General features: G+C 70.4%; 21 protein-coding genes. 10 read left to right on the top strand and 11 right to left on the bottom strand.

Annotated elements, in window-relative coordinates; all coding sequences use genetic code 11:
• The first annotated feature begins 129 nt into the window (after nt 1–129).
• Nucleotides 130–1,638 (top strand): calcium-binding protein, encoded by a 1,509-nt coding sequence (locus AAHM41_RS10725; RefSeq protein ID WP_342236526.1) that lies wholly within the window; start codon nt 130–132, stop codon nt 1,636–1,638.
• Between the two features lie 13 nt (nt 1,639–1,651).
• Here the strand turns inward: AAHM41_RS10725 and AAHM41_RS10720 are convergent, their stop codons facing one another.
• Nucleotides 1,652–2,980, bottom strand: coding sequence for a D-amino acid dehydrogenase (locus tag AAHM41_RS10720; RefSeq protein WP_342236525.1), 1,329 nt, complete (start codon nt 2,978–2,980; stop codon nt 1,652–1,654).
• Entirely contained in the window at nt 2,977–4,122 is a 1,146-nt protein-coding gene (gene alr, locus AAHM41_RS10715; RefSeq protein WP_342236524.1) for an alanine racemase, read from the bottom strand. The genes AAHM41_RS10720 and alr overlap by 4 nt, the downstream gene beginning before the upstream one ends.
• 139 nt (nt 4,123–4,261) lie before the next feature.
• On the opposite strand from alr, the gene AAHM41_RS10710 reads away from it, so the two are divergent.
• Nucleotides 4,262–4,714, top strand: a complete 453-nt coding sequence (locus AAHM41_RS10710) for an Lrp/AsnC family transcriptional regulator (protein ID WP_342236523.1) — start codon at nt 4,262–4,264, stop codon at nt 4,712–4,714.
• 14 nt (nt 4,715–4,728) lie between these two features.
• Nucleotides 4,729–5,076 carry a DUF3088 domain-containing protein gene (locus AAHM41_RS10705; RefSeq protein ID WP_342236522.1) on the top strand — a complete coding sequence of 116 codons (348 nt, stop codon included), beginning with the start codon at nt 4,729–4,731 and terminating at the stop codon, nt 5,074–5,076.
• On the opposite strand, the gene AAHM41_RS10700 is transcribed toward AAHM41_RS10705, so the two are convergent.
• From AAHM41_RS10700 to AAHM41_RS10690, 3 genes are all read right to left on the bottom strand, one after another.
• Nucleotides 5,041–5,304, bottom strand: coding sequence for a hypothetical protein (locus AAHM41_RS10700; RefSeq protein ID WP_342236521.1), 264 nt, complete (start codon nt 5,302–5,304; stop codon nt 5,041–5,043). The two genes, AAHM41_RS10705 and AAHM41_RS10700, sit on opposite strands and share 36 nt — an antisense overlap.
• A gap of 62 nt (nt 5,305–5,366) precedes the next feature.
• On the bottom strand, nt 5,367–6,905 hold the full coding sequence (locus AAHM41_RS10695) for an ABC transporter substrate-binding protein (protein WP_342236520.1): 1,539 nt from the start codon (nt 6,903–6,905) through the stop codon (nt 5,367–5,369).
• The gene (locus tag AAHM41_RS10690) at nt 6,902–7,744 is read right to left on the bottom strand and encodes an alpha/beta hydrolase (protein ID WP_342236519.1); all 843 of its coding nucleotides are present in this window, start codon (nt 7,742–7,744) and stop codon (nt 6,902–6,904) included. The genes AAHM41_RS10695 and AAHM41_RS10690 overlap by 4 nt, the downstream gene beginning before the upstream one ends.
• A gap of 264 nt (nt 7,745–8,008) precedes the next feature.
• Here AAHM41_RS10690 and AAHM41_RS10685 point away from each other — a divergent pair, with 264 nt between their 5' ends.
• Nucleotides 8,009–9,778, top strand: coding sequence for an MFS transporter (locus AAHM41_RS10685; protein ID WP_342236518.1), 1,770 nt, complete (start codon nt 8,009–8,011; stop codon nt 9,776–9,778).
• A 309-nt stretch (nt 9,779–10,087) separates the two neighbouring features.
• Nucleotides 10,088–10,384 carry a hypothetical protein gene (locus AAHM41_RS10680; RefSeq protein ID WP_342236517.1) on the top strand — a complete coding sequence of 99 codons (297 nt, stop codon included), beginning with the start codon at nt 10,088–10,090 and terminating at the stop codon, nt 10,382–10,384.
• A gap of 150 nt (nt 10,385–10,534) precedes the next feature.
• Here AAHM41_RS10680 and AAHM41_RS10675 read toward each other — a convergent pair whose 3' ends face one another.
• Nucleotides 10,535–10,723, bottom strand: a complete 189-nt coding sequence (locus AAHM41_RS10675; RefSeq protein ID WP_342236516.1) for a DUF3008 family protein — start codon at nt 10,721–10,723, stop codon at nt 10,535–10,537.
• A gap of 145 nt (nt 10,724–10,868) precedes the next feature.
• Here AAHM41_RS10675 and AAHM41_RS10670 point away from each other — a divergent pair, with 145 nt between their 5' ends.
• Nucleotides 10,869–11,420: a DUF4142 domain-containing protein gene (locus AAHM41_RS10670; protein WP_342236515.1), complete on the top strand. Its 552-nt coding sequence runs from the start codon at nt 10,869–10,871 to the stop codon at nt 11,418–11,420.
• Between the two features lie 31 nt (nt 11,421–11,451).
• Here the strand turns inward: AAHM41_RS10670 and AAHM41_RS10665 are convergent, their stop codons facing one another.
• Nucleotides 11,452–12,510, bottom strand: a complete 1,059-nt coding sequence (locus AAHM41_RS10665; protein ID WP_342236514.1) for a helix-turn-helix domain-containing protein — start codon at nt 12,508–12,510, stop codon at nt 11,452–11,454.
• 468 nt (nt 12,511–12,978) lie between these two features.
• On the opposite strand from AAHM41_RS10665, the gene AAHM41_RS10660 reads away from it, so the two are divergent.
• The 4 genes from AAHM41_RS10660 (at nt 12,979) to AAHM41_RS10645 (ending at nt 16,402) form a co-directional block, all read left to right on the top strand.
• Nucleotides 12,979–14,352 carry a PAS domain S-box protein gene (locus AAHM41_RS10660; protein ID WP_342236513.1) on the top strand — a complete coding sequence of 458 codons (1,374 nt, stop codon included), beginning with the start codon at nt 12,979–12,981 and terminating at the stop codon, nt 14,350–14,352.
• 68 nt (nt 14,353–14,420) lie between these two features.
• Nucleotides 14,421–14,837 (top strand): response regulator, encoded by a 417-nt coding sequence (locus AAHM41_RS10655; RefSeq protein ID WP_342236512.1) that lies wholly within the window; start codon nt 14,421–14,423, stop codon nt 14,835–14,837.
• Nucleotides 14,838–14,929: 92 nt separating this feature from the next.
• Nucleotides 14,930–15,196: a DUF2934 domain-containing protein gene (locus tag AAHM41_RS10650; protein ID WP_342236511.1), complete on the top strand. Its 267-nt coding sequence runs from the start codon at nt 14,930–14,932 to the stop codon at nt 15,194–15,196.
• A 33-nt stretch (nt 15,197–15,229) separates the two neighbouring features.
• Nucleotides 15,230–16,402 carry a baeRF3 domain-containing protein gene (locus tag AAHM41_RS10645; RefSeq protein ID WP_342236510.1) on the top strand — a complete coding sequence of 391 codons (1,173 nt, stop codon included), beginning with the start codon at nt 15,230–15,232 and terminating at the stop codon, nt 16,400–16,402.
• A gap of 86 nt (nt 16,403–16,488) precedes the next feature.
• Here the strand turns inward: AAHM41_RS10645 and AAHM41_RS10640 are convergent, their stop codons facing one another.
• The 4 genes from AAHM41_RS10640 to AAHM41_RS10625 form a co-directional block, all read right to left on the bottom strand.
• A complete protein-coding gene (locus tag AAHM41_RS10640) occupies nt 16,489–17,286 on the bottom strand; it encodes a peptidoglycan-binding protein (RefSeq protein WP_342236509.1) in 798 nt (265 codons plus the stop codon).
• Between the two features lie 95 nt (nt 17,287–17,381).
• Entirely contained in the window at nt 17,382–18,596 is a 1,215-nt protein-coding gene (gene grrM / locus AAHM41_RS10635) for a cyclophane-forming radical SAM/SPASM peptide maturase GrrM/OscB (protein WP_342236508.1), read from the bottom strand.
• On the bottom strand, nt 18,581–18,841 hold the full coding sequence (locus AAHM41_RS10630) for a hypothetical protein (RefSeq protein ID WP_342236507.1): 261 nt from the start codon (nt 18,839–18,841) through the stop codon (nt 18,581–18,583). The genes grrM and AAHM41_RS10630 overlap by 16 nt, the downstream gene beginning before the upstream one ends.
• On the bottom strand, nt 18,828–22,331 hold the full coding sequence (locus AAHM41_RS10625) for an ATP-binding protein (protein WP_342236506.1): 3,504 nt from the start codon (nt 22,329–22,331) through the stop codon (nt 18,828–18,830). Before AAHM41_RS10625 ends, AAHM41_RS10630 begins: the two co-directional genes overlap by 14 nt.
• Nucleotides 22,332–22,336: the final 5 nt, after the last annotated feature.

The raw sequence follows: 22,336 nt of genomic DNA, 5'->3' as shown, positions 1-22,336 counted from the left end.
CGGGCCGGCGCGAAGCCCCCGACCACTGTCCTGCATATTATGGTGTGTCCGAAATGATGCCGCAATTTGATGCGAATTTGCCGACTGGGATCGAAATTTCCATGACGCGTTTTCCAGAGGGGCAAGCCAATGATCATCAACGGAACGGCGGGCGACGACAATCTCAACGGCACCTCGTCCAGCGACCAGATCGCCGGCGGCGGCGGGGATGACACGATCTTCGACGGGGATTCGTTGCCGGGATCGGTGGATACCATCAATGCCGGCGACGGCGACGACTTCGTCTATACCTATGCCGGCGCCGACATCCTCAACGGCGGCACCGGACAGGACACCCTCCAGTTCTACTACTGGAACGCCACGGCGGCGTTCAGCGTCACGCCCAACCTGACGCCGGGCGGAACCTCGATCACCTCGACCGGCGTGCAGTTCAGCAATTTCGAGAAGCTGGCCTTCTATCTCGGCTCCGGCAACGACGCCGTGAACGGAGCGGACGGCGACGACACCTTCTCCGGCAACGCCGGGAACGACACATTCTACGGCGGCAGCGGCCGCGACAACGGATATGGCGGCCTGGGCAATGATATCATGACCGGGGATGCCGGCGGCGACTACCTGTCCGGTGATGAGGGAGATGACATCCTTTACGGCAACAGCGGCCGCGACACTCTCAACGGCGGCGCCGGCATCGACACGCTCTATGGTGGCGAAGGAGATGACTACATCGAAGGCGGCGCCGGCGCCGATACGCTCGGCGGTGGTGCCGGCTTCGACATCCTGACCCATTACTCCTCCACCGCCGCGGTGGCGGTGAATCTGACGTTGGGGACCGCCAGCGGCGGCGACGCGCAAGGCGACAGCATCTCGAATTTCGAGGGCGTCTACGGCAGCGCGTACAACGATGTGCTGACCGGAAGCGCCATCAGCAACACCCTCGGCGGCAATGACGGCAACGATGTGCTTTCCGGCGGCGGGAACAATGATTCGCTTTATGGCGACAACGGCAGCGACACCCTCTCCGGGGACGCCGGCGGCGACTATCTCGGCGGGGATGACGGCGACGATGTGCTGCGCGGCGGCGCCGACGCGGACAGCCTTTACGGCGGCAACGGCAATGACACCGCCAGCTACTACACCAGCTCGATCGGGGTTTCTGTCAGCTTGGCCACGGGCACCGGCAACGGCGGCGACGCCCAGAACGACAGCTTGAACGGCATCGAGAACCTCTCCGGCAGCCAGGGTGGCGACACTCTGGTCGGAGATGCCGGCGCCAACCGGCTGCAGGGCTGGGGCGGCAAGGACACGCTCACCGGCGGCGCCGGGCCCGACCGCTTCATCTACAGCAGCACGGCGCAGAGCGCGGTCGGCGCCAATGCCGATGTGATCACCGATTTCAGCCACGCGCAGGGCGACAGGATCGACCTGTCGGCGGTCGACGCCAACACCGGCGTCGCCGGCAACCAGGCCTTCAGCTTCATCGGCACCGGCGTCTACACCGGAGTCGCCGGCCAGTTGCGCTATGCCGTCGCCGGCGGCGTCACCACCATCGCCGGCGACGTCAACGGCGACGGCGCCTCCGACTTCCACATCCGGCTCACCGGTGCGATCGGTCTCGTCGCCGCCGATTTCGTGCTCTGATCGAGGGCCGGATTTACCCCGCCTGCGGCACGGGCGCGCCGACCGGGCGCCCGCCCTTGGGGCCGCGGATGCCGGTCAGGTCGGCCCAGCGGTAGCGGTCCATCGCCAGGCCTTCCAGGTCGATCTCGGCGCGGCGGCCGGAGACGATGTCCGACATCACCCGGCCGGAGCCGCAGGCCATGGTCCAGCCCAGCGTGCCGTGGCCGGTGTTGAGGAACAGGTTGCCGTAGGGCGTGCGGCCGACCACCGGCGTGCCGTCCGGCGTCATCGGGCGCATGCCGGTCCAGAAGCTGGCGCGGGAGACGTCGCCGCCCTGCGGGAACAGGTCGGTGACCGAATGCTCCAGCGTCCGCCGCCGGGCATCCCACAGCCGGCTGCTGTAGCCCGCCAGCTCGGCGGTGCCGCCGACGCGGATGCGGTCGCCCAGCCGGGTGATCGCGACCTTGTAGGTCTCGTCCATCACGGTCGAGACCGGGGCGCCATCGGCCGCGGTGACCGGCACGGTGATCGAGTAGCCCTTGACCGGATAGACCGGGATCTCGATGCCCAGCGGCTTCAGCAGCAGCGGCGAGTGGCTGCCGAGCGCCAGCACATAGCCGTCGGCGCGCAGGGTCTCGCCGCCCTCCAGCGCCACGCCGCCGATGCGGCTGCCATCGGCCACGAGGCCGGCGATCCGGGCGCCCCAGCGGAAGCTGACGCCCAGGCCCTCGGCCAGCTTGGCGAGGTTGTTGGTGAACTTGAAGCAGTCGCCGGTCTCATCGCCCGGCAGGCGCAGGCCGCCGGCCAGCTTGTCCGTCACCCCGGCCAGGGCCGGCTCGGCGGCGGCGCAGCCGGCCGGGTCCAGCACCTCGTAGGGCACCCCGGCCTCCCGCAGCACGGCGATGTCCTTGGCCGCGGCGTCGACCTGCTTCTGGGTGCGGAACAGCTGCAGCGTGCCCTGCGCCTTGTCGTCATAGGCGATGCCGGTATCGGCGCGCAGCTGGCGCAGGCAGTCGCGGCTGTACTCGGCCAGGCGGACCATCCGCTCCTTGTTCACGGCGTAGCGGCCGGCGGTGCAGTTGCGCAGCATCTGCGCCAGCCACAGCCACTGCCGGGTGTCGAGCTGCGGGCGCAGCACGAAGGGGCTGTGCTCCATCAGCATCCACTTGATCGCCTTCAGCGGCACGCCCGGCGCCGCCCAGGGCGCGGAATAGCCCGGCGAGACCTGGCCGGCATTGGCGAAACTGGTCTCGTTCGCCGGCCCGTCCTGCCGGTCGACCACCGTCACCTCATGGCCGGCGCGGGCGAGGTACCAGGCGGTGGACACGCCGATGACGCCGGCGCCGAGGACGATGACCTTCACGACGGAACTCCTTCGAGAACCAAAGCAGGGGAGGGGGACGGCTGGGCGTCGCGATAATCGCGGCGGAAGCGGCGGCCGAGGCGGGTGAGGATCTCGTAGCCGATGGTGCCGGCATCGGCGGCGACGGCGTCGACGCTGCGGTGCGGGCCGATCAGGTCGACCATCGCGCCGGGGCGCAGCGCGCCCTCCGGCAGGGCCGAGGCGTCGAGCGTGATCGAGTCCATCGACACGGTGCCGGCGACCGGCAGGGCGACGTCGCCGAGATGCGCCGTGCCCGTGCTGCGCGGGAAGCCGTCGGCATAGCCGACCGCGACGGTGGCGATGCGGGTCGATCCCTCGGCACGCCAGGTCAGGCCGTAGCCGACCTCGTCGCCGGCGACGATGCTGCGCAGCTGCACCACCCGGGCCTGCAGCCGGACCACCGGGCGCAGCGGGTTCGCCGCGCCGGCGACGGGGGCCAGCCCATACAGCGCGGCGCCGGGCCGGGCCAGGTCGTAGTGGAAGTCGGGGCCGAGGAAGATCCCGGAGGAGTTGGCCAGCGATGCCGGGGCTGCCGGCAGGCGGCGGCGGGCGACGTCGAAGCGCAGGCGCTGCATGCCGTTGGCCGGATGGTCCTGCCGCTCGGCGCAGGCCAGGTGGCTCATCACCAGGCGCAGCTCGATGCCGGCCAGCCGCTGCGGCTCATCGACGATCCGGTCCAGCTCGCTCGGCGACAACCCCATGCGAGACATGCCGGTATCGAGCTGCAGCACCGCCGGCAGCGCCCGCCCGAGGCGGCGCGCCAGGGCGGTCCAGCCCTCGACCTGCTCCAGGCTGTTCAGCACCGGGGTCAGGCGGTGGGCCAGGGCGATGTCCTCGCAGCCGGGCATCAGCCCGTGCAGCACGAACACCTCCGCCGACTCAGGCACATGCGGCCGCAGCGCGATGCCCTCCTCGAGATGGGCGACGAAGAAGTGGCGGCAGCCCTCGGCGGCCAGCACCGGAGCGACCCGGTCGGCGCCCAGCCCATAGGCGTCGGCCTTGAGCACGCCGGCGCAGGCGGTGCGGCCAAGGCGGCGGCGCAGCGCACGATAATTCTCGCGGATCGCGGCCAGATCGACGATCAGGGTGGCGCCGGAGGCGTCGGGGAGGGAGGTGGTCATCGAGGGCCGAACCGCAGGGGATCCAACGGACTCAGGATACGGCCGCAGGCCCTCGCCGATCCTTGATTTCCGTTGATCCTTCTGCGGCCGGATGGTCTGGTGTCCGCAGCAAATTCATCGGTTTTCGCAGAAACCACACATGCTCGACGCCATCGACCGCAAGATCATCCAGCACCTGCGCGCCGACGGGCGCATCAGCAACGCCGACCTGGCCGAGGCGGTCGCGCTGTCGCCGTCGGCTTGCCTGCGCCGGCGCCAGTTGCTGGAGCATGCCGGCATCATCCGCGGCTACACCGCGCTGATCGACGAGCCGGACGTCGCCAACCCGACCATTGCCATCGTGCAGATCACGCTGGAACGGCAGACCGAGGAGTACCTCGCCCGCTTCGAGGCGGCGGTGCGGAAGTGCCCGGAGGTCGACCAGTGCTACCTGATGACCGGCATGTCGGACTATCTGCTGCGCGTCGTCGCCCGCGACACCGCCGATTACGAGCGCATCCACAAGGAGCAGCTGTCGCGCATGCCCGGCGTGTCGCGCATCCAGTCCGCCTTCACCCTGCGCAGCGTGATCCGGGGGAATTCCGGGACCTGATGAGAGTAACGACTATGATCCGTGACCGCCTGTTCCTGCTGCGCCCGGGATTCACCGACCCGGCCTATCCCGGCCAGGTCTTCTACTGCTGGCACTGCGCCCTGCTGGAGGGCGTGCTGGCATCCTTCCCGGATCTGGCGGCGCGGCTGGATGTCGAGCGTATTGCCTGGCCGCGGCCGCGCGAGGCTGTGGTGGCGCTGGTCGGGGAGCGGAACCAGTCCCTGCCGCTGCTGGTGCTGGGCGAGGGAAGCCCGGCCGATGCCGAGGCCGACAGCCATGGCGGAATCCGCTTCATCGCCGGCAAGGACCGCATCCTCGCCGCCCTGTCACGGCGCCACGGCTTCCCCGACCCGCATCCCTGATCGCCGGTGCTGCCGCAGGAAGGCCCGGCCGGACGCGCTCAGCCGCACCGTCGGGCCTATGCCGGGCCTGTTCTCCTGCGTGACGAAACGTCGGTCGGTCGCCTCCTCCCACACCGGCAGGCGGGGGCAGGAGGTGCGCCAGGCGTCCATCACCTCGACATAGGGCCTGTCCCTCTCGCCGATCCACTCCAGCAGGTCGAGCAGCAGGGAGCCGACGGTGTCGCTCATCGCAGCCTCCGGGGTTGGAACCGCAGCTTAGCACGCCCGCGGCGCCTCCCGGGCCGCGGTGGCTATGGCTCCTTCCAAACGCCCCAGAGGCGGGCGTTGCCGGGAGCCCAGTCGGCATAGCCGCGGACCTTGGGCCCGACCGCGGTCACCTGCACCGGGTTGAACAGGCCGATCACCGGCACCTGCTCGGTCATCCGGGCGTGCAGCCGGTCGAAGATCGCCTGCCGCCCGGCCTTGTCCTCAACGGTCTTGGCCTCGGCCAGCCAGGCGATCGCCTGCGGGTCCTCCCATTGGCTGGTCGGGTCCTCGTCCTTGCTGCCGATGATCGAATCGAAGGTCAGCGCCGGGTCGGGCCGGCCGGAGAAGGTGAAGACCGAGGCCTGGAACTTACCCTCGCGGTAGTTCTGCAACTGCGTCGCCCAGTCCAGCGTCTCGAGCTGGGCATCGATGCCGGCGCCGGTCAGCAGCCCCTGGATCATCAGTGCCGCCTCGTACTGGCCGGTCGGACGGTTGTTGGTCTGGATCTTGATCGTGGCGCCGGCGCGGCCAGCCTCCTGCAGCAGCTTCGCGGCCTCGGCCGGGTCGAAGGCCGGCCAGGCCGCATCGCCCTCGTCATGATAGGCGCTGGCCGCGGCGATGGCGGAGGGGTTCGGGGCGGCGAGGCCGAAGCTCGCGGCCTCGGCCACCTGCCTGCCGTCGATCGCCCGGCCCAGCGCCTGGCGGACCCGGACGTCGGACAGCAGCGGGTCGCGGGTCTGCAGCAGCAGCACCGCCCAGGAGAGGGTCGGCGTCACCGTCACCTGCGCCCCGGCCGCCTTCATCGCCTCGATCTCCGTGGCGCCGACATCGGGGACGATGTCGACCTGGCCGGAGAGGAGGGCGGCGTTCATCACCGAACGGTCGGGTATGACGACAAAACGCAGCCGCTCGGCCAGGGCCTGCTTGCCGCCGGCGGCGCCGTCGCGGGCGCCGGGGAGGGGCTTGTAGCCGGGAAAGCGAGTCAGCTCGAGATAGCGGTTCTTCTGCCAGTCGGCGAAGACATAGGGGCCGGTGCCGACCGGCTTGAGCCAGGCGCCGTCGGGCCCGAGCGAGGACGGGCTGAGCACCGCAGCGCCGCACTGGATCGTCGCCATGTTGACCAGGAACAGCGCGCTGCGCCGGTCGATCCGGAACACCACGGTGCGCGGGTCCGGCGTCTCCACCGCCAGCACCTTCGGGCCGCTGCGGCCGTCGAAGCGGTCGAGGCACTGCCACTGCGTCGCCGGGTCGAGATAGCGCTTCCAGCTCCACGCCACCTCGGCCGAGGTGAGGGGGCGGCCATCGTGGAAGGTGATGCCGTCGCGCAGCCGGAAGGTGTAGGCGGTGCCGTCGGCCGAGACCTCGACGCCGTCGGCCAGCATCGGCACCGGGGTCTGGTCCTCGCGCAGGCCGACCAGCCCCTCGGTCACATGCTGCAGCACGACGTCGGAGTTGAAGTCGCGCTGCACGCCTGGATTGCTGCTGCGGATGTCGGCGTTGAGCGCGATCGACAGCAGCGGCGTCGGCTCCGCCGCGGCCGCGGGGATGGCGAAGAGCAGGGCGGCGAGGGCGAGGGCTCTCATGACGCCGCTGCCAGCGTGTCGGCGAAGAAGTCCTTCACCGGCTGCAGCACGCGCGTGCCCTCATGGCCGACGCCCGGGACGATGTCGTGGCGCACGGCGATGCCGTGGCGCTCGAAGCTGTCGCGCAGCGACCGCATCCGCTCCTGCCGGTTGCCGCCGGCCAGGTCGGCGCCGTCCATCCAGCCCGGGTCGGTCGGCTTGGTGACGATCTCCCAGGTCTCGGTGTCGTCGCCGCCGATCACCATCTGCACCGCCACAAGGCGCATCGCCGCGAGGTCGACCGCCCGGCCGAAGCGGGCCTCGAAGTCGCGCAGGCCGACCCACCAGTCGTAATCCCAATTGAGCAGCGTGACCGAGCCGGGCGCGCCGATCGAGACGCCCAGCAGCCGTTCCGGATGGACGTAGAGGAAGCGATGCACGAAATGGCCGCCGCCGGAGAAGCCGAACATCAGGAAGCGGTCGGCGCGGACCCGGTACTTCGCCTTCACCTCGTCGACCATGGCCAGCAGCAGCAGGTCGAAGCGCATGTCGTGGAAGGCCAGGCGCTTGTAGTTCGAGAGCTCGCCCGGCTTGATCAGCCCGGCCGGGAACAGCGGCGCCAGCAGGATGCAGTCATGGGCGTCGGCGAAGTCCATGAAGCCGTCGCGATAGGCGGTCGCGGTGCGGCCGGTGCCGTGCATCAGCACCGCCAGGCTGTAGGTCTTGTCGCCGTCCTCCTGATAGTCCCGCGGCACGTAGAGGCAGTAGGAGACGCGCTGGTCGGCCTGCAGCGCGAAGAACGGCGTCTGGCCGAAATCATAGTAGGACAGCGTCACGCCATGGCCCGGACGATCGCGCATTCTTCGGCCTCCCCTGCGCCGGCTCCATCGGCCGGCCCTTGCATCTTAGGACGGCCGGCGAGCGTCGCAAGTTCGAATGTATTTTAATGCCTCAAAATTCGAATGCCTCGACTGGAATGTAGCCGTCCGCAAACCCGGAAGTAGTCCTCGGAAAGGCCGAAAGTAGTCGTCATGCCGGGCCGGATGTCGCCATCGGGGCCTTTGCGCGGACGAACCAGCCATGCCTAGAGTTGTGGAGACCTCGGACAAGCGGGGCAGGACCGGATGCAACAGGCCGTCGGCGCCAAGGACGATCTGCGGGTTGAACGCGCCGCCGAGCCGGCGCCGTCCGGCCTGCTGCTGCCCTTCATCGAGGCGCTGGCCCATCCGGTGTTCCGGCTGGTCTGGTTCACCGGCCTGTTCGCGAATCTCGGCGACTGGGCCCAGTCGGTCGCCGCCGTCTGGGAGCTGACCGTCACCGAGGCCAGCCCATTCCTGATCGCGCTGATCCAGGTGGCGACCGCGGTGCCGCTGGTGCTGCTGTCGCTGCCGACCGGGGCGCTGGCCGACATCTACGACCGCCGCAAGATGATCCTGGCGGGGGAGGCCTGCTGCGTCGCCGGCGGCCTGGGCCTCACCCTGCTCGGCTTCCTCGACCTGCTGGAGCCGATCGGGCTGATCGGGCTGACCTTCCTGATCGCCATCGGCTATGCGCTGGAAGGGCCGGCCTGGCAGGCGGCGGTCGGCGACATGGTGCCGAAGCCGGCGGTGGCCAGCGCCGTGCTGCTGAACTCGATCAACTACAACGTCGCCCGCGCCCTGGGGCCGGCGATCGGCGGCTTCCTGCTGGCCTGGCTCGGCGCGCCCTGGGTATTCCTGATCGCCACCGCCAGCTTCGCCGGGCTGCTGGCGGCGATCTGGTCCTGGGGCTGGCGGCCGGCGCGCTCGGCCCTGCCGCCGGAGACGCTGCGCGGGGCCGTCACCGCTGGGCTGCGCTTCGCCCGGCATTCGCTGGTGACCCGGCGGGTGGCGACGCGGTCCTTCATCTTCGGCTTCTGCGCCAGCTCGGTCTGGGCCTTGCTGCCACTGCTGGCGCTCGACCAGCTCGGCCAGGACGCGGTCGGCTACGGCGTGCTGCTCGGCGCGCTCGGCATCGGCGCCGTCTGCGGCGGCTTCCTGGTGCACCCGGCCCGGGAATGGCTGGGCACGAGCTGGCTGATCTCGAGCTCGGCCTTCGTCTTCGCGGCGGTGCTGCTGGCGCTGGGCACCGTCCACATCACCGCCGTGCTGGTGCCGGTGCTGTTCGTCGGCGGCATGGCCTGGATCGCCGTGGTGTCGACCTACAACACCGCGGTGCAGCTGCTGGTGCCGGACTGGGTCAAGGCCCGGGCCATGGCGATCTACCAGATGGCGTTGTATGGCGGGCTGGCGCTCGGCTCGGTCGCCTGGGGCGCCATGGCGGAGAGCGCGGGCGTCGCCGCCACGCTGGCGGCCAGCGGCGTGGCGCTGCTGGTCGGCGCGCTGTGGGCGCTGCGGTTGAAGATCCCGGACATCGCCCTGGTCGACCTGCGCGCCGCGCCGGCGCGCAAGCTGGAATTGCCGGCCCTGCAGATCGACCCGCGCCGCGACGCGGTGATGGTGGTGGTCGAATACCGCATCGGGCCGGAGCAGGAGCGCGACTTCGTCCGCGCCACCGTCCGGCTGCGCGAGGTGCGGCTGCGCAACGGTGCCAGCCGCTGGTCGCTGTTCCGCGATGCCGCCGACCGGCTGAAATGGAGCGAGGTCTATTTCGTCGACGGCTGGTACGAGCATCTGCGGCTGCTGGCCCGGCTGACCGCCGCCGAGCGCGAGCTGATCGACCGGGTCGGGCGGCTGCATCAGGGGCCGCCGCCGCCCGCAGTGCGGCACGCCATCAGCTGGCGCCGGCGCGGCCGGCGGATGCTGGCCGCCAAGCCCCTCGGCGGCGTGGCCAAGCCGGCGCCCGACGCGACCCGGCCGGCGGGCGGGCAAGGGGCTGCCCAGCCGCCGGGGCTGCAGCCCGCCAACCCGGATTAGAGTCGACCCGGCTGGCGTGCAATATCGGCCTCGCTTCGTTCGGATCTCGTCTTCCACAGAAAAGTTCCTTTTCGCTTCGTTCCGTATTCCTCTCGGCCTGATCTCAAAATCTGCAATGCCGGATGTTGGAGGTAAAGGAAACGCAGCCAGACGTGGGATTTCGAGTCCTGTTTTCAGCCTCAGAATTTCATTGATGCCGGGTGACAATCGGCAGTCGGCAGGGATATTCTGGCGGAGTCGAATGATGCATTGGAAGCCACCAGTGACCTTCGGCCGATGGCAGGACCGCCAACGACGCAGTACGCCAGTATGAAACCTCCGACCGATCCTTTCGCCGCGCTCGAATTCGAAAGTGCCGCCCACCTGACATTGACCCTGCTGGGCCAGGTGCGGGACGGCCGGATGACGCCGGTCGAATTCGCGATCTGGCTGCGGCAGCTGATGATGCACAAGCACGAGCCGCTGTCCGACAACGAGAAGAGCGCCATGGCCTGCACGCTGGCGGTGGCGCTGCTGGAGGAGGAGGGGCTGGACCTCACCCCATCGGAGCTGATGGAGCTGCTGGACAATTCAGAGCAAGCCGGCGCGATCGGGCGGCTGGTGTAAGGAACTTCGGCGCCTGGAGCCGCGGTTGATCGGACGGAAGCCAGCCTCAGCAGCACCGAAGCGCCGCCGCGTTGAGCGTGGCGGCCGGCGCGGTCGCCGTGGCCATGCGCTATCAATAGGCCGCCGGCCGCCCCTGCCGCCGACGCGGACCTATGACTTCGACGCGTGCTCGGGCTTGCCCTTGCGCTTGGTCGAAGCCAGCTCGTCGAGCTGCTTCTCGCTCATCGACTTGTACATCGACTTCGACGCGCCCTTCAGCTCGCCGACCTTCTGCTCGCCGCGCTTGGCGGCCAGGGCCGCGCCGGCGGCCTTCTGCTGGGACTTCGATTTCGCCGGCATGATCGTGCCTCCGTGATGGGACTGCCTGAATCGGGAACGGCGGGGGCCGCCGGCCGGTTCCGATGCCGCCCCGGGTTCGATCCGGAACGCCGGCCGCGCCCGTCCCGTTGCGATCGTATCCGTCCATCCCAACAGGAAATCTGCCATGAAGGCCGTCCTGGTGCTGTCCGCAGCGGCGATCATGGGCGCCGTCGCGCTCGCAGGCTGCCGCCGGGACAGCGAGCCGGCGCAGATGCTGGCGTCGCTGGCACCGACGTCGCAGATCGATCCGGCCAACTATGTGCAGACCGCCGGCCAGAGCGGGCTGTTCGAGGTCGAGGCCGGCAAGGTCGCGGAGAAGCGGGCCCGCAGCGCCGAGACCCGGCGCTTCGGCCGGATGATGGTCCGGGACCACACCGACGCCAACGCCAGGATCCGCGCTGCCGCCGCGGCGTCGAATCCGCCGATCCCGTTCCCGACCGCGCTCGATCCGCAGCACCAGGAGACGCTGGCCGCGCTGCGATCGGTCCCGCGCACCGAATTCGACCGTCAGTACATGGAAGGCCAGGTCGAGGGCCATCGCGAGGCGCTGGAGCTGCAGCAGAGCTACGGCGAAAGCGGCGGCGACCCGACGCTGAAGGCGGTGGCGTCGGAGCTGACGCCGATCGTCCGACACCATCTCGACGAGGCGCAGACCATCCTGTCCAATCTGCGCTGAATGGTGGGCGGTCTCTCCCGCCGTGCGGCGGTCAGTGGATGAGCTGCTTGATCACGGCGGCGACGCTGCCGGTCTCGACCGGCTTGCGGAGGACCGGCGCCTGGAAGCGATCGAGCTCTGGATCGCTGTAGCCGGTCATGAAGGAGAAGGGGATGCTGCGGCGCTGCAGCGTCTGCGCCACCGGGAAGACCCGCTGGCCCTGGTCGAGCCGGACGTCGAGGACGGCGGCGTCGACGTCGCCGTCTTCGGCCAGGCGCAGGCCGGTCTCGAGCGAGCCGGCCGGGCCCAGAACCTCGAAGCCGAGTGAGCGGAGGATGGCCTGCATCTGCAGCGCCAGGATCTGATCGTCCTCCACCACCAGGATGCGTCGGACGGTGCGCCCCAGCGGCGGCTTCGGGCCGCGATCGGAGCCTCTGGTCCAGGCCATCGGCCGCGTCCATTGCGCCAGCGCCTCGAGACCCGGCCCGTCGAGGATCTGCAGCCATTCGGCCTTGAGCCGGATCAACCCGGTGCGCTGCAGTTTCATCACCATCCGGTTGGTGTGGACCGGCGAGATCCCGAGCGCGTCGGCGATGTCCTGCTGGGTCAGCGGCAGCCGCAGGCCGCGGTCGCTGACGAGATCCCGGGTCCAGGCCCGCTCGAACAGCCCGAGGAGAAGGGCGGCCACGCGCTCCTCGGCGTTGAGGCACCCCAGCGACAGCAGGGTCTCATGCGCCTGCATGGTCTCCATCGCCAGCACGACGCAGAACTGGCGCAGGGCCGCGGCCGAGGCGGGGTCGATCAGCTCCGTGGCCGGGACCGTCGCCACCCGGGCATCGGTCAGGGCGATGGCGGGCGCGGGCGCCGAGCCGGAGAATTGCGAGGTCACCCCGACCAGGTCGCCGGGCATGAGAAAGCGCAGGACGTGCCGCCGGCCATCGGTCAGGGTGCGGAACTGGGCCATCCAGCCGGAGCGGAGGAGATGGAGGCAGTCGCGGCCGCCCCAATCGGTCCGCTGTCCCTTCGCCAGGTGACGCTGATCCGCGCCGACCAGCCGCGACCGGACCACCGGGGCGAGAAGATCGAGCTGCGGACGCGCCGTGGCATGCACGTCGCGACAGCTCGGCCGGCCGATGTCCGCCGGTGAAGGAGATCCGGGAGATGCGAGGGGAGCGGCCACCCGGACAGGCATGGGTCAGCCTTGTGAGTTGAAGTGTCGACGAATTGATCAACACACAGGCCGGTCAAGGGTTCCGGCGTCCGTGTTCCCGTTCCGCGATCAATCGGATTTCGCGCGCAGGAATACAGACCTGCAAAATATCATAAGTTAATTCTACCAATGTTTGATCGCCGTAATCAGTGCCTTTGCTTCGTTCCCACATTGAGGCTTGCGTCGCGCTACGCTAGCTTTTTGCAAGCGTGGCTGGCCGGTTGGGGCGGCCCTCACTCCCAACGGCTTCGGCGTGGGGCAGACCGGTTTCAGAGGGCACGAATGAACGGTAATTCCCAGGCTGTTTCGCCTGCGACTCCTGAAGCGACGTCGCCGGCCATTCCGGCTGGGGAGCGCACGGCGCAGGAGATGCTGCAGGCGCTGCCCGCCGCGATCTACACCACCGACGCCGCCGGGCGCATCACCTTCTACAATGAGGCCGCGGCCGCGCTGTGGGGCTGTCGGCCGGAGCTGGGCAAGACCGAGTTCTGCGGCTCCTGGAAGCTGTACTGGCCGGACGGCACGCCGCTGCCGCACGACCAGTGCCCGATGGCCCTGGCGCTGAAGCAGGGAAAGCCGATCCGGGGCATGGAAGCGGTGGCCGAGCGGCCCGACGGCACGCGGGTTCCCTTCATCGCCTATCCGACGCCGCTGTTCGACGCGGAGGGGCGGCTGACCGGCGCCGTGAACATGCTGGTCGACATCTCGGACCGGCACCGCGCCGAGCAGTCGACGCTGGCCGAGGCCGCGGAGCGCATCGTCGGCGAGCAGGCGGCGCAGCGGCTGGCCGCGATCGTGGAATCCTCCGAGGACGCGATCGTGGCCAAGGATCTCAACGGCGTCATCACGAACTGGAACCATGGGGCCGAACGCCTGTTCGGCTACACCGCCGAGGAGGCGATCGGCCAGCCGATCACGATCGTGATTCCGCCGGACCGGCTGGACGAGGAGCCGGAGATCCTGGCCCGCATCCGCCGGGGCGAGCGGGTCGAGCATTTCGAGACGATCCGCCGCCGCAAGGATGGCAGCCTGGTCGAGATCTCGCTGATGATCTCTCCGGTCCGGAACCGGATGGGCGAGATCGTCGGCGCCTCCAAGATCGCCCGCGACATCACCGAGCGGAAGCGGGCCCAGGAGCGCCAGATCCTGCTGCTGCGGGAGATGAGCCACCGGATCAAGAACCTGTTCGCTCTGGCCGGCGCCGTCATCACCCTGAGCGCCCGCACCGCGCGGACCCCGGAGGATCTGGCGGAGCAGGTGCGGAACCGGCTCGGCACCCTGGCCCGCGCACATGAGCTGACCCTGCCGGATCTGCGGCGCGACCAGGCGGTGACGCCGACCACGATCGAGGCGCTCGCACGCACCATCGTCTCGCCCTTCGAGGAACGGAGGGACGGACGCGTCACCATCGCCGGGCCGGAGGTGGTCGTCGGCGGCCATGCGGTGACCAGCCTGGCGCTGCTGCTGCACGAGCTGGCAACCAATGCGGCCAAATACGGCGCCCTGTCCGCGGCGTCGGGCCGGGTCACCGTCGTCTGGACGATCCAGGAAGAGATGCTGTCGCTGAGCTGGGCGGAACGGGACGGGCCCCCGGCCGACGGGACCGCCAATGGCGACGGCTTCGGCACGTGGTTGGTCGACAGCACCGTCAAGGGCCAGCTGCAGGGCCAGATCGCCCGCCGCTGGGATGCCGCGGGCCTGACCATCCTGATGACCATACCGCTGGAGCGCTTGGCCGGGTGATCATGGCGGACAAGTTTGGTCGTATCGGCGGAACCCGATCGCGATGGCGTCCGTTGGACGCGCAACTGGTGTCATACCAGTCGGCGCCGGTCGAGAGCGACAGTATGGCCGCGATCCTGATCGTGGAAGACGAGCCCTTCGTGCGGATGATGGCAGAGGACGCGGCCCAGAGCCTTGGGCTGGAGCCGCTGTCCGCGACCGACGGCGAGGCGGCGATTGCCGCGGCCAGGACCGCGCCGGAGTTGCAGATCCTGTTCACCGACATCCACATGCCGCCCGGCCCGGATGGGTGGACTGTCGCCCGGGCGGTGCGCGAGATCCATCCCGGTATCCGGGTGATCTACACCAGCGGCCAGGCCGGGCCGGAGGATTGTGCCCGGCTCGGCGTCCCGGAGTCCCGGCTGCTGCCCAAGCCCTACACCCAGCGCGAGCTCGCCGCGGCCATTGCCGACATAGCTGGCGACGAGACTGCCGGGCCGTCCTGAGCGGACGCTGAACCGGAGACTGGAACCTCCTTTTCGCCGCGCCTGTTCGCCTGACGAGGGTCTTCACCCGAAGGCCGCGCAGGAGACCGGCGATGGACGACCGCATCTGGCTCGAGGAGGGTTGCCCCTCGGGGCGGGAGGAGGCGCATTGGGACATGGTGCGCGAGCTGGTCGCGATCGAGGACGCCCAGCGCGACGCGACCAGGCCCCAACCCGGTCGCGACCGAGGGGAGGAAGCCATCCATTCCGAACCGGTCGAGCCGATCGGGGCGGCGGAGAGCCTGGGCGACCTGCCGGGGCGCACCGACCAGGCCGAACGTCCGGACTACCCACAACGGAAAGGCAAGCGCGCCCGCTGACGGTGCCGCCTGCTGACACAGAGGGCTGACCCCATGGCGCAGACGACAGCTGAATCCGTGATCGCTCCCCGGGATCGCGACTGGCTCCTGGCCGCCCATGATCCCGCCGTCACCCTTTATATCGCGACCGAACCGGTGCAGCGCGCCGTCGGCGGCAGCACGGCGAAGCTCCGGCATCTGCGGCAGGCGCTGAAGCAGCGACTGCAGAGCTGCGACCTGACGCCGGAACGTCGGCAGGCGCTACTGGCCGCGGGCGAGCAGGCCCTGTCCGCTACCGATTTCGCCGCCCGCGGCCCGGGCTTCGCGCTGTTCCTGGCGGAGGACCGGGTCGAGACCCTGTTGTTGGGTGAGGCGCCGCCGCAGGATGTGAGCGCGGTCGGCCACAGCTTCCTGCTGCGCCCGATCCTCGACCGGCTGGGCCCGGGCGAGCGCTTCCACATCCTGGCGATGAGCGCTGGAGGCACGCGGCTGGTCGAGGCGACGCGTGAGACCTGGCGCGACCTCACGCTGCCGGACCTTCCGCAGTCGCTGGACGAGGTCGCGGCGGAGACCGACGCCGAGGTCACGAAGCAGGCCGGCATGCCTGGGCGCGGCAACGCCAGCGAGGCGACTTCGGCGACGCGGCACAGCTATGAGAGCCCGGCGGAGCTGCACAAGACCCAGCTCGTCGACTACATCCACCGCGCCGTGAAGGCCGTGCGCCGGCAGCTGGCCGGCGACCCGGCGCCGGTCGTGCTCGTGGCCGAGCCGGAGCTGGCCGGCCAGGTGCGCAGCGCGGGCGACTGGCCGGAGCTGCTGCCGGAGTTTGTTCATCACCACCCGGCGCGGATGCGCGACGAGGAACTGCACGCGGCCGCCCTGTCGCTGCTGCCGTCGGAGGAGGAGAGGGCGGCGCCGGTGCTCGACCGCATCCAGGGCCGGCTCGGCACCGCGGAGCCGAGCGTCGCCATCAAGCTGGAGGAGATCCTGGTCGCCGCGCGCGACGGCCGGATCGATTCCCTGCTGATCGCCGCGGATGAGACGATCTGGGGCCGCTTCGACGAGGACGGCGGCGGAGTGAGCGCTCGCGGCACAGCGACCAGCGGCGAGGAGGATCTGCTCAATCTTGCGGCGGTGATGACGCTCGCGACCGGCGGCACCGCCTTCAGCCTGCCGCGTGCCCGGTTGCCGCGAGCGGCCCTGGCCGCGGCCGCGCTGCGCTACTGAGGAGCGGGCGGTGAGTGGGATCGGAAAGGCCGTCGTCACCGCCGGGGGAAGCGAAGCAGACCATACGGCGGTGAACACGGGAAGCGTCACTTCCCCTTGAGCAGCGCGGCCCAGGTGGCCGGGCCGACGATGCCGTCCGGCGTCAGGCGCTTGTCGGCCTGGAAGCGCATGACAGCCAGCTCCGTCGCCGGGCCGAAATCGCCGTCGACCCCGACCGGCAACCCGGCCGCGCGCAGCCGGGTCTGCAGCTCCGCCACCTCCGGCCCGCGTGAGCCGCGGCGGAGCACCGGGTGGTCGGTTGAGGGATCGCCGCGGGCAACACCCCCCGCCTCCAGCCGGGCGAGGGCGGCCTTGGCCTTGACCAGATAGGCGCGCCGGGCGTCGAGCCCGTTCTGGCCGCCATTCACCCGGCGCGTGGCATCGAGCAGGTCGTCGCTATCGGCGGCCTGGTTGAGCTTGCGGCCCTTCCAGTACTCGCAGGCGATGCGCAGCGACAGCTTGGGCTCCGCCGCCATCTCGGGATTGTTCTCCAGGTCGACCCCGAGCTTGCCGCCGAGGGTGTGGTAGTTGGCCCGGCCGGTGAGCTGGATCAGCCCGCGGCCCTTGAAGCGGCGCCCGTCGCCGGGCTGGGTGTTGCCGAGATCCCGCCGCCCCTCATAGGCGGCGCCCGAGGCATATTCCTCGGTGGTGCAGAAGCCGTCGGATTCATGCGCCACCTGGGCGAGGAAATGGGCGACCCGCAATCTCGTGTTGATCTCATAGGTGTTGAGGACACTGGCCAGGCTGTCGCCGATCGAATTGATGATGTTGGCCTGGGACTCCGCCTTCCGCCCCGACACCCGCGGCGCGATGGCAACCAAGACGTCGCGATCGACCGGAATCATGATCAAATCTCCATCTCAAATGCAAAATCAAATCGACTGTGAAAATGAGCGAAATCTAGTCCTCGATCAGAAATAACCGGAAATCTTGTCCTCGATCAGAAATAACCGGAAATCTTGTCCATATTATGGGGCGCGGCGACAGGCGGGAGTGCCCAATCTTGGTCGATGTCCTGCAGGATCTGTTGCAGGACGGTCTCGGCGATCTCCTGATGCCCCAGGCGGCAGGCCATGGTTTCGGTGCCGGCGAAGCTGCCGAGCTCGCCGAGCTTGTTCGACGGCGCGCCGCCGCGGCACAGCGGGAAATACGAGCAGTCCCGGGCACAGGCGGCCACGCCGGCGGCGATCTCCGCCCAGGCCTGCCGGAACACCGGCCCATCCAGCACCTGCTGCAGCGTCGAGGTCAGCACGTTGCCGAGGGCGAGGGAGCCGATCCGCGGATGCACAAGGCCGGCCAGCTCCGGCGAGAAGGTGTGGATGCGGCCCTCATGAGTGACGGTGACGATGTCGAACGGCATGTTCTGGTCGTTGCCCGGCCAGGCGCCGGCCGGCGGCTCCTGCAGCCCGGCGAGGATGGTGCGGACCTCGCGGATGTCGACGCCGAGCGCCACTGCGCGGCGCCAGGCCCGCTCGAAGAAGCCGCGGAAGCGTGCGGCGCGGTCGCGGGACAGGGAGGAGCGGGTGTGGACGCCCTCGACCTCCTCGACATTGAAGCCGATCTCCAGCATGTCGTGGGCGGCGAAGAACTCCACCAGCTCCTCGGGCGCGTCGAGCGCCGCGTCGCCGATGACGCAGATCGCATGGAAGGGGATGCCGTGCCGCTGCAGCGCCGCGACGCCGCGCATCGCCGCGCCATGCGTGCCGCGCCCCGCCCGGGTCCGGCGCTGCCCGTCATGCAGCCGGGCCGGGCCGTCGAGGCTGATGCCGACCTGCACCCCATGCTCGCGGAACAGGGCGCACCAGCGGTCGTCGACCAGCGTTCCGTTGGTCTGGATGCAATGCCGGAGGATGGCGCCGGCCGGCCGTGCCGACGCGGCAGTGGCGAAGGCGTCGCGATACCAGTCGACCGGCAGCGTCAGCGGCTCGCCGGCATGCCAGACCACCGCCAGCTCCGGCGCGGCGAGGCCGCTGGTCTCCAGCCAGCGCAGGGCGGCATGGACCGTCTCCGGCGCCATCCGGGCGCGGTTGCCGCGATCCGGCAGGTAGCAATAGTTGCAGGCGATGTTGCAGAACGGCGTGCCCTGCAGGACGAGCAGCCGCGTCCGGCCGCGCAGATCGTCCGGCTGGGGGGCGCCGATCAGAAATTCCGCCACATGTTGCTCCACTGGTTCCACCAGTTGCCCCATTGCGCCAGCCGCGTACGGGCGCTGTCCCGGCGGTCGCCGGAGGAGATCGCGGGATCGGCCGCGGGCCGGCTGGAGGCGACGGCCGCCCGAATCTCCGGCAGGCGGTCGATGGCCCGGCCGGCCGGCGGACGCGCCGCATCGGCCGGCAGCGACAGCAGCAGCGACGCGATCACCGCGGCGCCGCGCGACAGCAGCTTGCTATGGCCTGCCATGAGTCTCGGCCTCCTCTTCGTGCCAGGTCTCGCACGCCACCTTCTGACATGCGTCAGAGAGGTTGCGGGCCTCTGGCGGGGTCTCGGGAACCAGGATCCGCAGGCGCTCCTCCTGCGCTGCGAGGTCGACGACCGCGGCCCGCCACATGCCATGGGCGTCCTCGAATTCCAGCATCGGCCGGCGGAACGCGATGTTGCGGATCGGGCCGCCAGCGATGAACCGGAGCCCGGCGATCCGGGCGGTCGCGGCGGGCCGGTCGGGACGGATCGGGCCGTACAGCTCGATCTCCACGGCGCAGGGCCCATCGGCGGCGCAGACCGCCGGCTCCGACCGGGGGGGCGCGACCAACGTCTCCCGGCGTACCACCGTCAGCGTGACGCCGTCGGCCGCGATGTCCTGGCGGCATTCGCGGTCCTGCCCGGTCAGGGGGCAGGCTCCGTGCGGGTCCTGCGGAGCGGCGCCGACCAGCAGGAACGGCAGCAGCATGCCCGGGCTGGCGTCGGCGACCGCACGGCCGGCGGCACCGCCGAAGGAGAAGCCGTGCCGGAGCGTGCCGGACCCGTCCGGCACGGCGTAGTCGGCGATCGTCGCGCGCGGGGGCCGGACGCCCCGATGCTCCCACACCGCCTCCCACGTGGCCTGGAGCCGGCTCTGGACATCGCTGCCGGCCTGCGCCTTGGCGCTGGCGAGCCGTGCCGGCAGCGGGATCGGGAACGCGCTCCAGCGGCAGCCTGCGGCGGGCCCCGTGCAATACCAGCTGATCGCATGGAACTCGGGCAGCTGCTCCTTCGGCCACACCATCAGGAGCTGCGCATCCGGGCTCAGGCAGAAGATCGTGCTGCCGTAGGGCTTGGTCTCGACCTCGTCCCTCCTGGGGGCCCCGGGTGGTGCGCCGCGATCAGCCGATGCATCGAGATCGGCACCGGCGGCCTCTCCCGAGACGGGCCTCCAGAACAGCTTCCGCACCGCAGGCTCGTGGCGATAACCGATGCCGAGCCGCCGCTCGCCGACCTGCAGGATCCCAAACGAGCCCGGGCGTTCGCTGCCGGCCATCACCAGGCTGCAGGACGCGGGCCGCGCGGCCGGCACGGCGGGCACGACCCGCAGGGCCATGGTCCCGGTCAGAGCGCGCGCCGCCTGTTCCCAGGATCCGGCCACGAGGTTGAGCGTGCCCCTGTGGGCACCGCCCAGCGCATCGAGATCCAGCGTGCGCAGCCGTCCGAACGCCTTCTGCAGCTCGAAGGCGCGATCTTCCGGGGCGGCCTGGCTGAGGCCGGATTCGCCGTTCCGCACCGAGGCGGTGACCGCATGCATGCTCAGCGCATCGACCGCGGTGCCGAGCTCCCGGTTGGCATGCTTGACGTCAAGCCAGTCGGCCCCCACCACGATCAGGCCGCCCATGACCAGCAGCGTGAAGCCGCCCAGCAGGCTGACGAAATAAAGCAGCCGCGACACCGGGCGCCCGGCGTAGCGGGTGGCGAGTGCGAAGGGGGGCTCCACGGCGGCGATGCCCTGCAGCATGCGGTCCTCGAGCGCCTTGCGCCCCTCGGGCCGCCGGGTCGCGCCTTCGGCGATCGGCGACAACGTCCGTTCCGCGCGATCGGCCAGAAGTGCGGCCGCCAGAGGACGGCTGATGCGCGGGGCAGGCCCGAGGACCTTCGCGATGCTATCCTTGAACCGGTCCGGCACTGCGTCCGCCGCCTGCTTTTCGGCCGTTTCCATCACCCAGTCCCGGCCCTTGATCACCCAGCCCGGGACCCAGCGAAGGAAGCCGGGCCGGACGGTTTGGGCCGGGGCGGTCCCGACATTACCCACCACCGCCTCGAGCGCCTCTCCGATCTGATCGGCTTCGCGCAGCCAGTCGGAATAGCGCACCCAGTTTCGGATCAAGGCCTCGTGGGACACGTCGTAGATCGGCTCGCCTCCCGTCCTGCCGACATTCAGGTAGCCCGCGGCCTGAAAGGTCTTCAGCACCGCTTCCATGGCGGCCGTTGCGTTGCCGGCCTCGGATCCGTCGAGCAGGGCGGCCGCGCGCCGGGCGGTGACGAAGCGCCGGGCCCAGTTGCCGCGGTCGTCCTTGCGCGCCATGGCGCAGAAGATCGTCCGCAGCACCAGCTCGGCACGGGCCTCCCGGGACTCCGGCGTCTCGGCCGCCGGCAGCTGCTGCGCCGCCGCCGCTGCGGCCGCCGCATGGACGGCGTCGGCGTGCTGGTTCAGGCAGCGGACCAGCCAGCCGGGCGTCGAGAGATCGCTGCGCATGGCGGCCTCGACATCGCGGCGCAGAATGCGAAAGCCGGGCGTGCCGTCCTCGGCCGGCCCGCGCTGCCAGCGCTCTGCGGCGCTGTCCCAGATCTGCAGCAGCCCATGCTGCAGCAGCGGCAGGTGGTCCGAGGCGTGGGTGAGGCTCTCCAGCAGGTGCCGGACCTCCTGCAGCAGGAGGTCGACCACCGCCGGCTCGAAGGGCGTCGTGTCCCGGCCTTCCCGCGCGCCGTCCGTGACCCCGAGCCAGTCCTGGATGACCGCATGGGCGGGCGAGACGATCATCTCCCGCCGCTCGACATCGTCGTCGATCGGGCCGAGCAGATAGGCGGTGTCGGTGATGATGCCGGCGAGGCCGCCCTCGGCGCAGCGGTGCAACTCCTCGCTGCGCAGGGTCAGCGCCAGGAACAGGCAGGACGGGCGGGCCTCGAACGTCCCCTCCACCAGCCGGCGCAGGTTGCCCCGGCCTTCCCGGGTCACCTCGGGGCGGAACACCTCCTCGAACTGGTCGACCAGGATGAGCAGGTTGGGGGCGCCGGCGCGCAGGCCGCGCGACAGCGTCTGGTCCAGCCGGTCCAGCACCTCGCCGGCCAGCGTGAACAGGGCCGAGACATTGAGCCAGAGCGACCGCAGGTCCCGGCTGCCGCGGGCGGGAAACAGATCCTCGGCGATCTTGCGCAGCAGCGTCTCGCGCCAGGCGTCGCTGCCGCCGGTCGGCTCGAGGCCGAAGGCCTGCGCCAGGGCGCGCTGCCCGAAGGTCGGCCCGTCCGGCGGGTCGGCAGCATCGGTGATCCGGAGGATCGGCGCCACCAGCTGATCGGCGATCGCGGCCAGCAGCGCCGCGTTGGGATCTTCCCCCGGGCGCAGCTCCAGCACGTACCAGCGCCCCGGGCGTCCCGGCACCGCGTCGCCGGCGAACAGCCTGGGGATCAGCCCGGCGCGGACCAGCGAGGACTTGCCGCAGCCGGAGCCGCCCAGCACCACCATGATGTTGGCCCGGGACAGGCGCTCGATCAGGCCGTCGATCTGCCGCTCGCGGGCGAAGAACAGGCCGGTGTCGTCGGGGGCGAAGCTGCGCAGCCCCGGATAGGGCCGGGGCGGCGTCAGGCCGATCTCCCGGGCCCGCTCCGGATCCCGGACATCGAGCCCGATGCCGTCGCGCAGTTCCCGCCACCGCTGCAGCAGCCGGGCCGGCCCGAGGAACCGTGAGGGCGGAAGAGCGTCATCCATGGCTG

The sequence above is a fragment of the Inquilinus sp. OTU3971 genome (assembly GCF_038440215.1).
This window is presented reverse-complemented; position numbering and strand designations above follow the sequence as displayed.

Bases quoted from the DNA above. Each gene is read 5' to 3' on its own strand.
- AAHM41_RS10670 (WP_342236515.1), top strand. From the start codon at position 10,869: ATGAAGGCCGTCCTGGTGCTGTCCGCAGCGGCGATCATGGGCGCCGTC.
- AAHM41_RS10645 (WP_342236510.1), top strand. From the start codon at position 15,230: ATGGCGCAGACGACAGCTGAATCCGTGATCGCTCCCCGGGATCGCGAC.
- alr (WP_342236524.1), bottom strand. From the start codon at position 4,122: ATGACCACCTCCCTCCCCGACGCCTCCGGCGCCACCCTGATCGTCGAT.
- AAHM41_RS10650 (WP_342236511.1), top strand. From the start codon at position 14,930: ATGGACGACCGCATCTGGCTCGAGGAGGGTTGCCCCTCGGGGCGGGAG.
- AAHM41_RS10630 (WP_342236507.1), bottom strand. From the start codon at position 18,841: ATGGCAGGCCATAGCAAGCTGCTGTCGCGCGGCGCCGCGGTGATCGCG.
- AAHM41_RS10725 (WP_342236526.1), top strand. From the start codon at position 130: ATGATCATCAACGGAACGGCGGGCGACGACAATCTCAACGGCACCTCG.
- AAHM41_RS10700 (WP_342236521.1), bottom strand. From the start codon at position 5,304: ATGAGCGACACCGTCGGCTCCCTGCTGCTCGACCTGCTGGAGTGGATC.
- AAHM41_RS10685 (WP_342236518.1), top strand. From the start codon at position 8,009: ATGCAACAGGCCGTCGGCGCCAAGGACGATCTGCGGGTTGAACGCGCC.
- AAHM41_RS10680 (WP_342236517.1), top strand. From the start codon at position 10,088: ATGAAACCTCCGACCGATCCTTTCGCCGCGCTCGAATTCGAAAGTGCC.
- AAHM41_RS10705 (WP_342236522.1), top strand. From the start codon at position 4,729: ATGATCCGTGACCGCCTGTTCCTGCTGCGCCCGGGATTCACCGACCCG.
- AAHM41_RS10690 (WP_342236519.1), bottom strand. From the start codon at position 7,744: ATGCGCGATCGTCCGGGCCATGGCGTGACGCTGTCCTACTATGATTTC.
- AAHM41_RS10695 (WP_342236520.1), bottom strand. From the start codon at position 6,905: ATGAGAGCCCTCGCCCTCGCCGCCCTGCTCTTCGCCATCCCCGCGGCC.
- AAHM41_RS10660 (WP_342236513.1), top strand. From the start codon at position 12,979: ATGCTGCAGGCGCTGCCCGCCGCGATCTACACCACCGACGCCGCCGGG.
- AAHM41_RS10710 (WP_342236523.1), top strand. From the start codon at position 4,262: ATGCTCGACGCCATCGACCGCAAGATCATCCAGCACCTGCGCGCCGAC.
- AAHM41_RS10625 (WP_342236506.1), bottom strand. From the start codon at position 22,331: ATGGATGACGCTCTTCCGCCCTCACGGTTCCTCGGGCCGGCCCGGCTG.
- AAHM41_RS10675 (WP_342236516.1), bottom strand. From the start codon at position 10,723: ATGCCGGCGAAATCGAAGTCCCAGCAGAAGGCCGCCGGCGCGGCCCTG.
- AAHM41_RS10640 (WP_342236509.1), bottom strand. From the start codon at position 17,286: ATGATTCCGGTCGATCGCGACGTCTTGGTTGCCATCGCGCCGCGGGTG.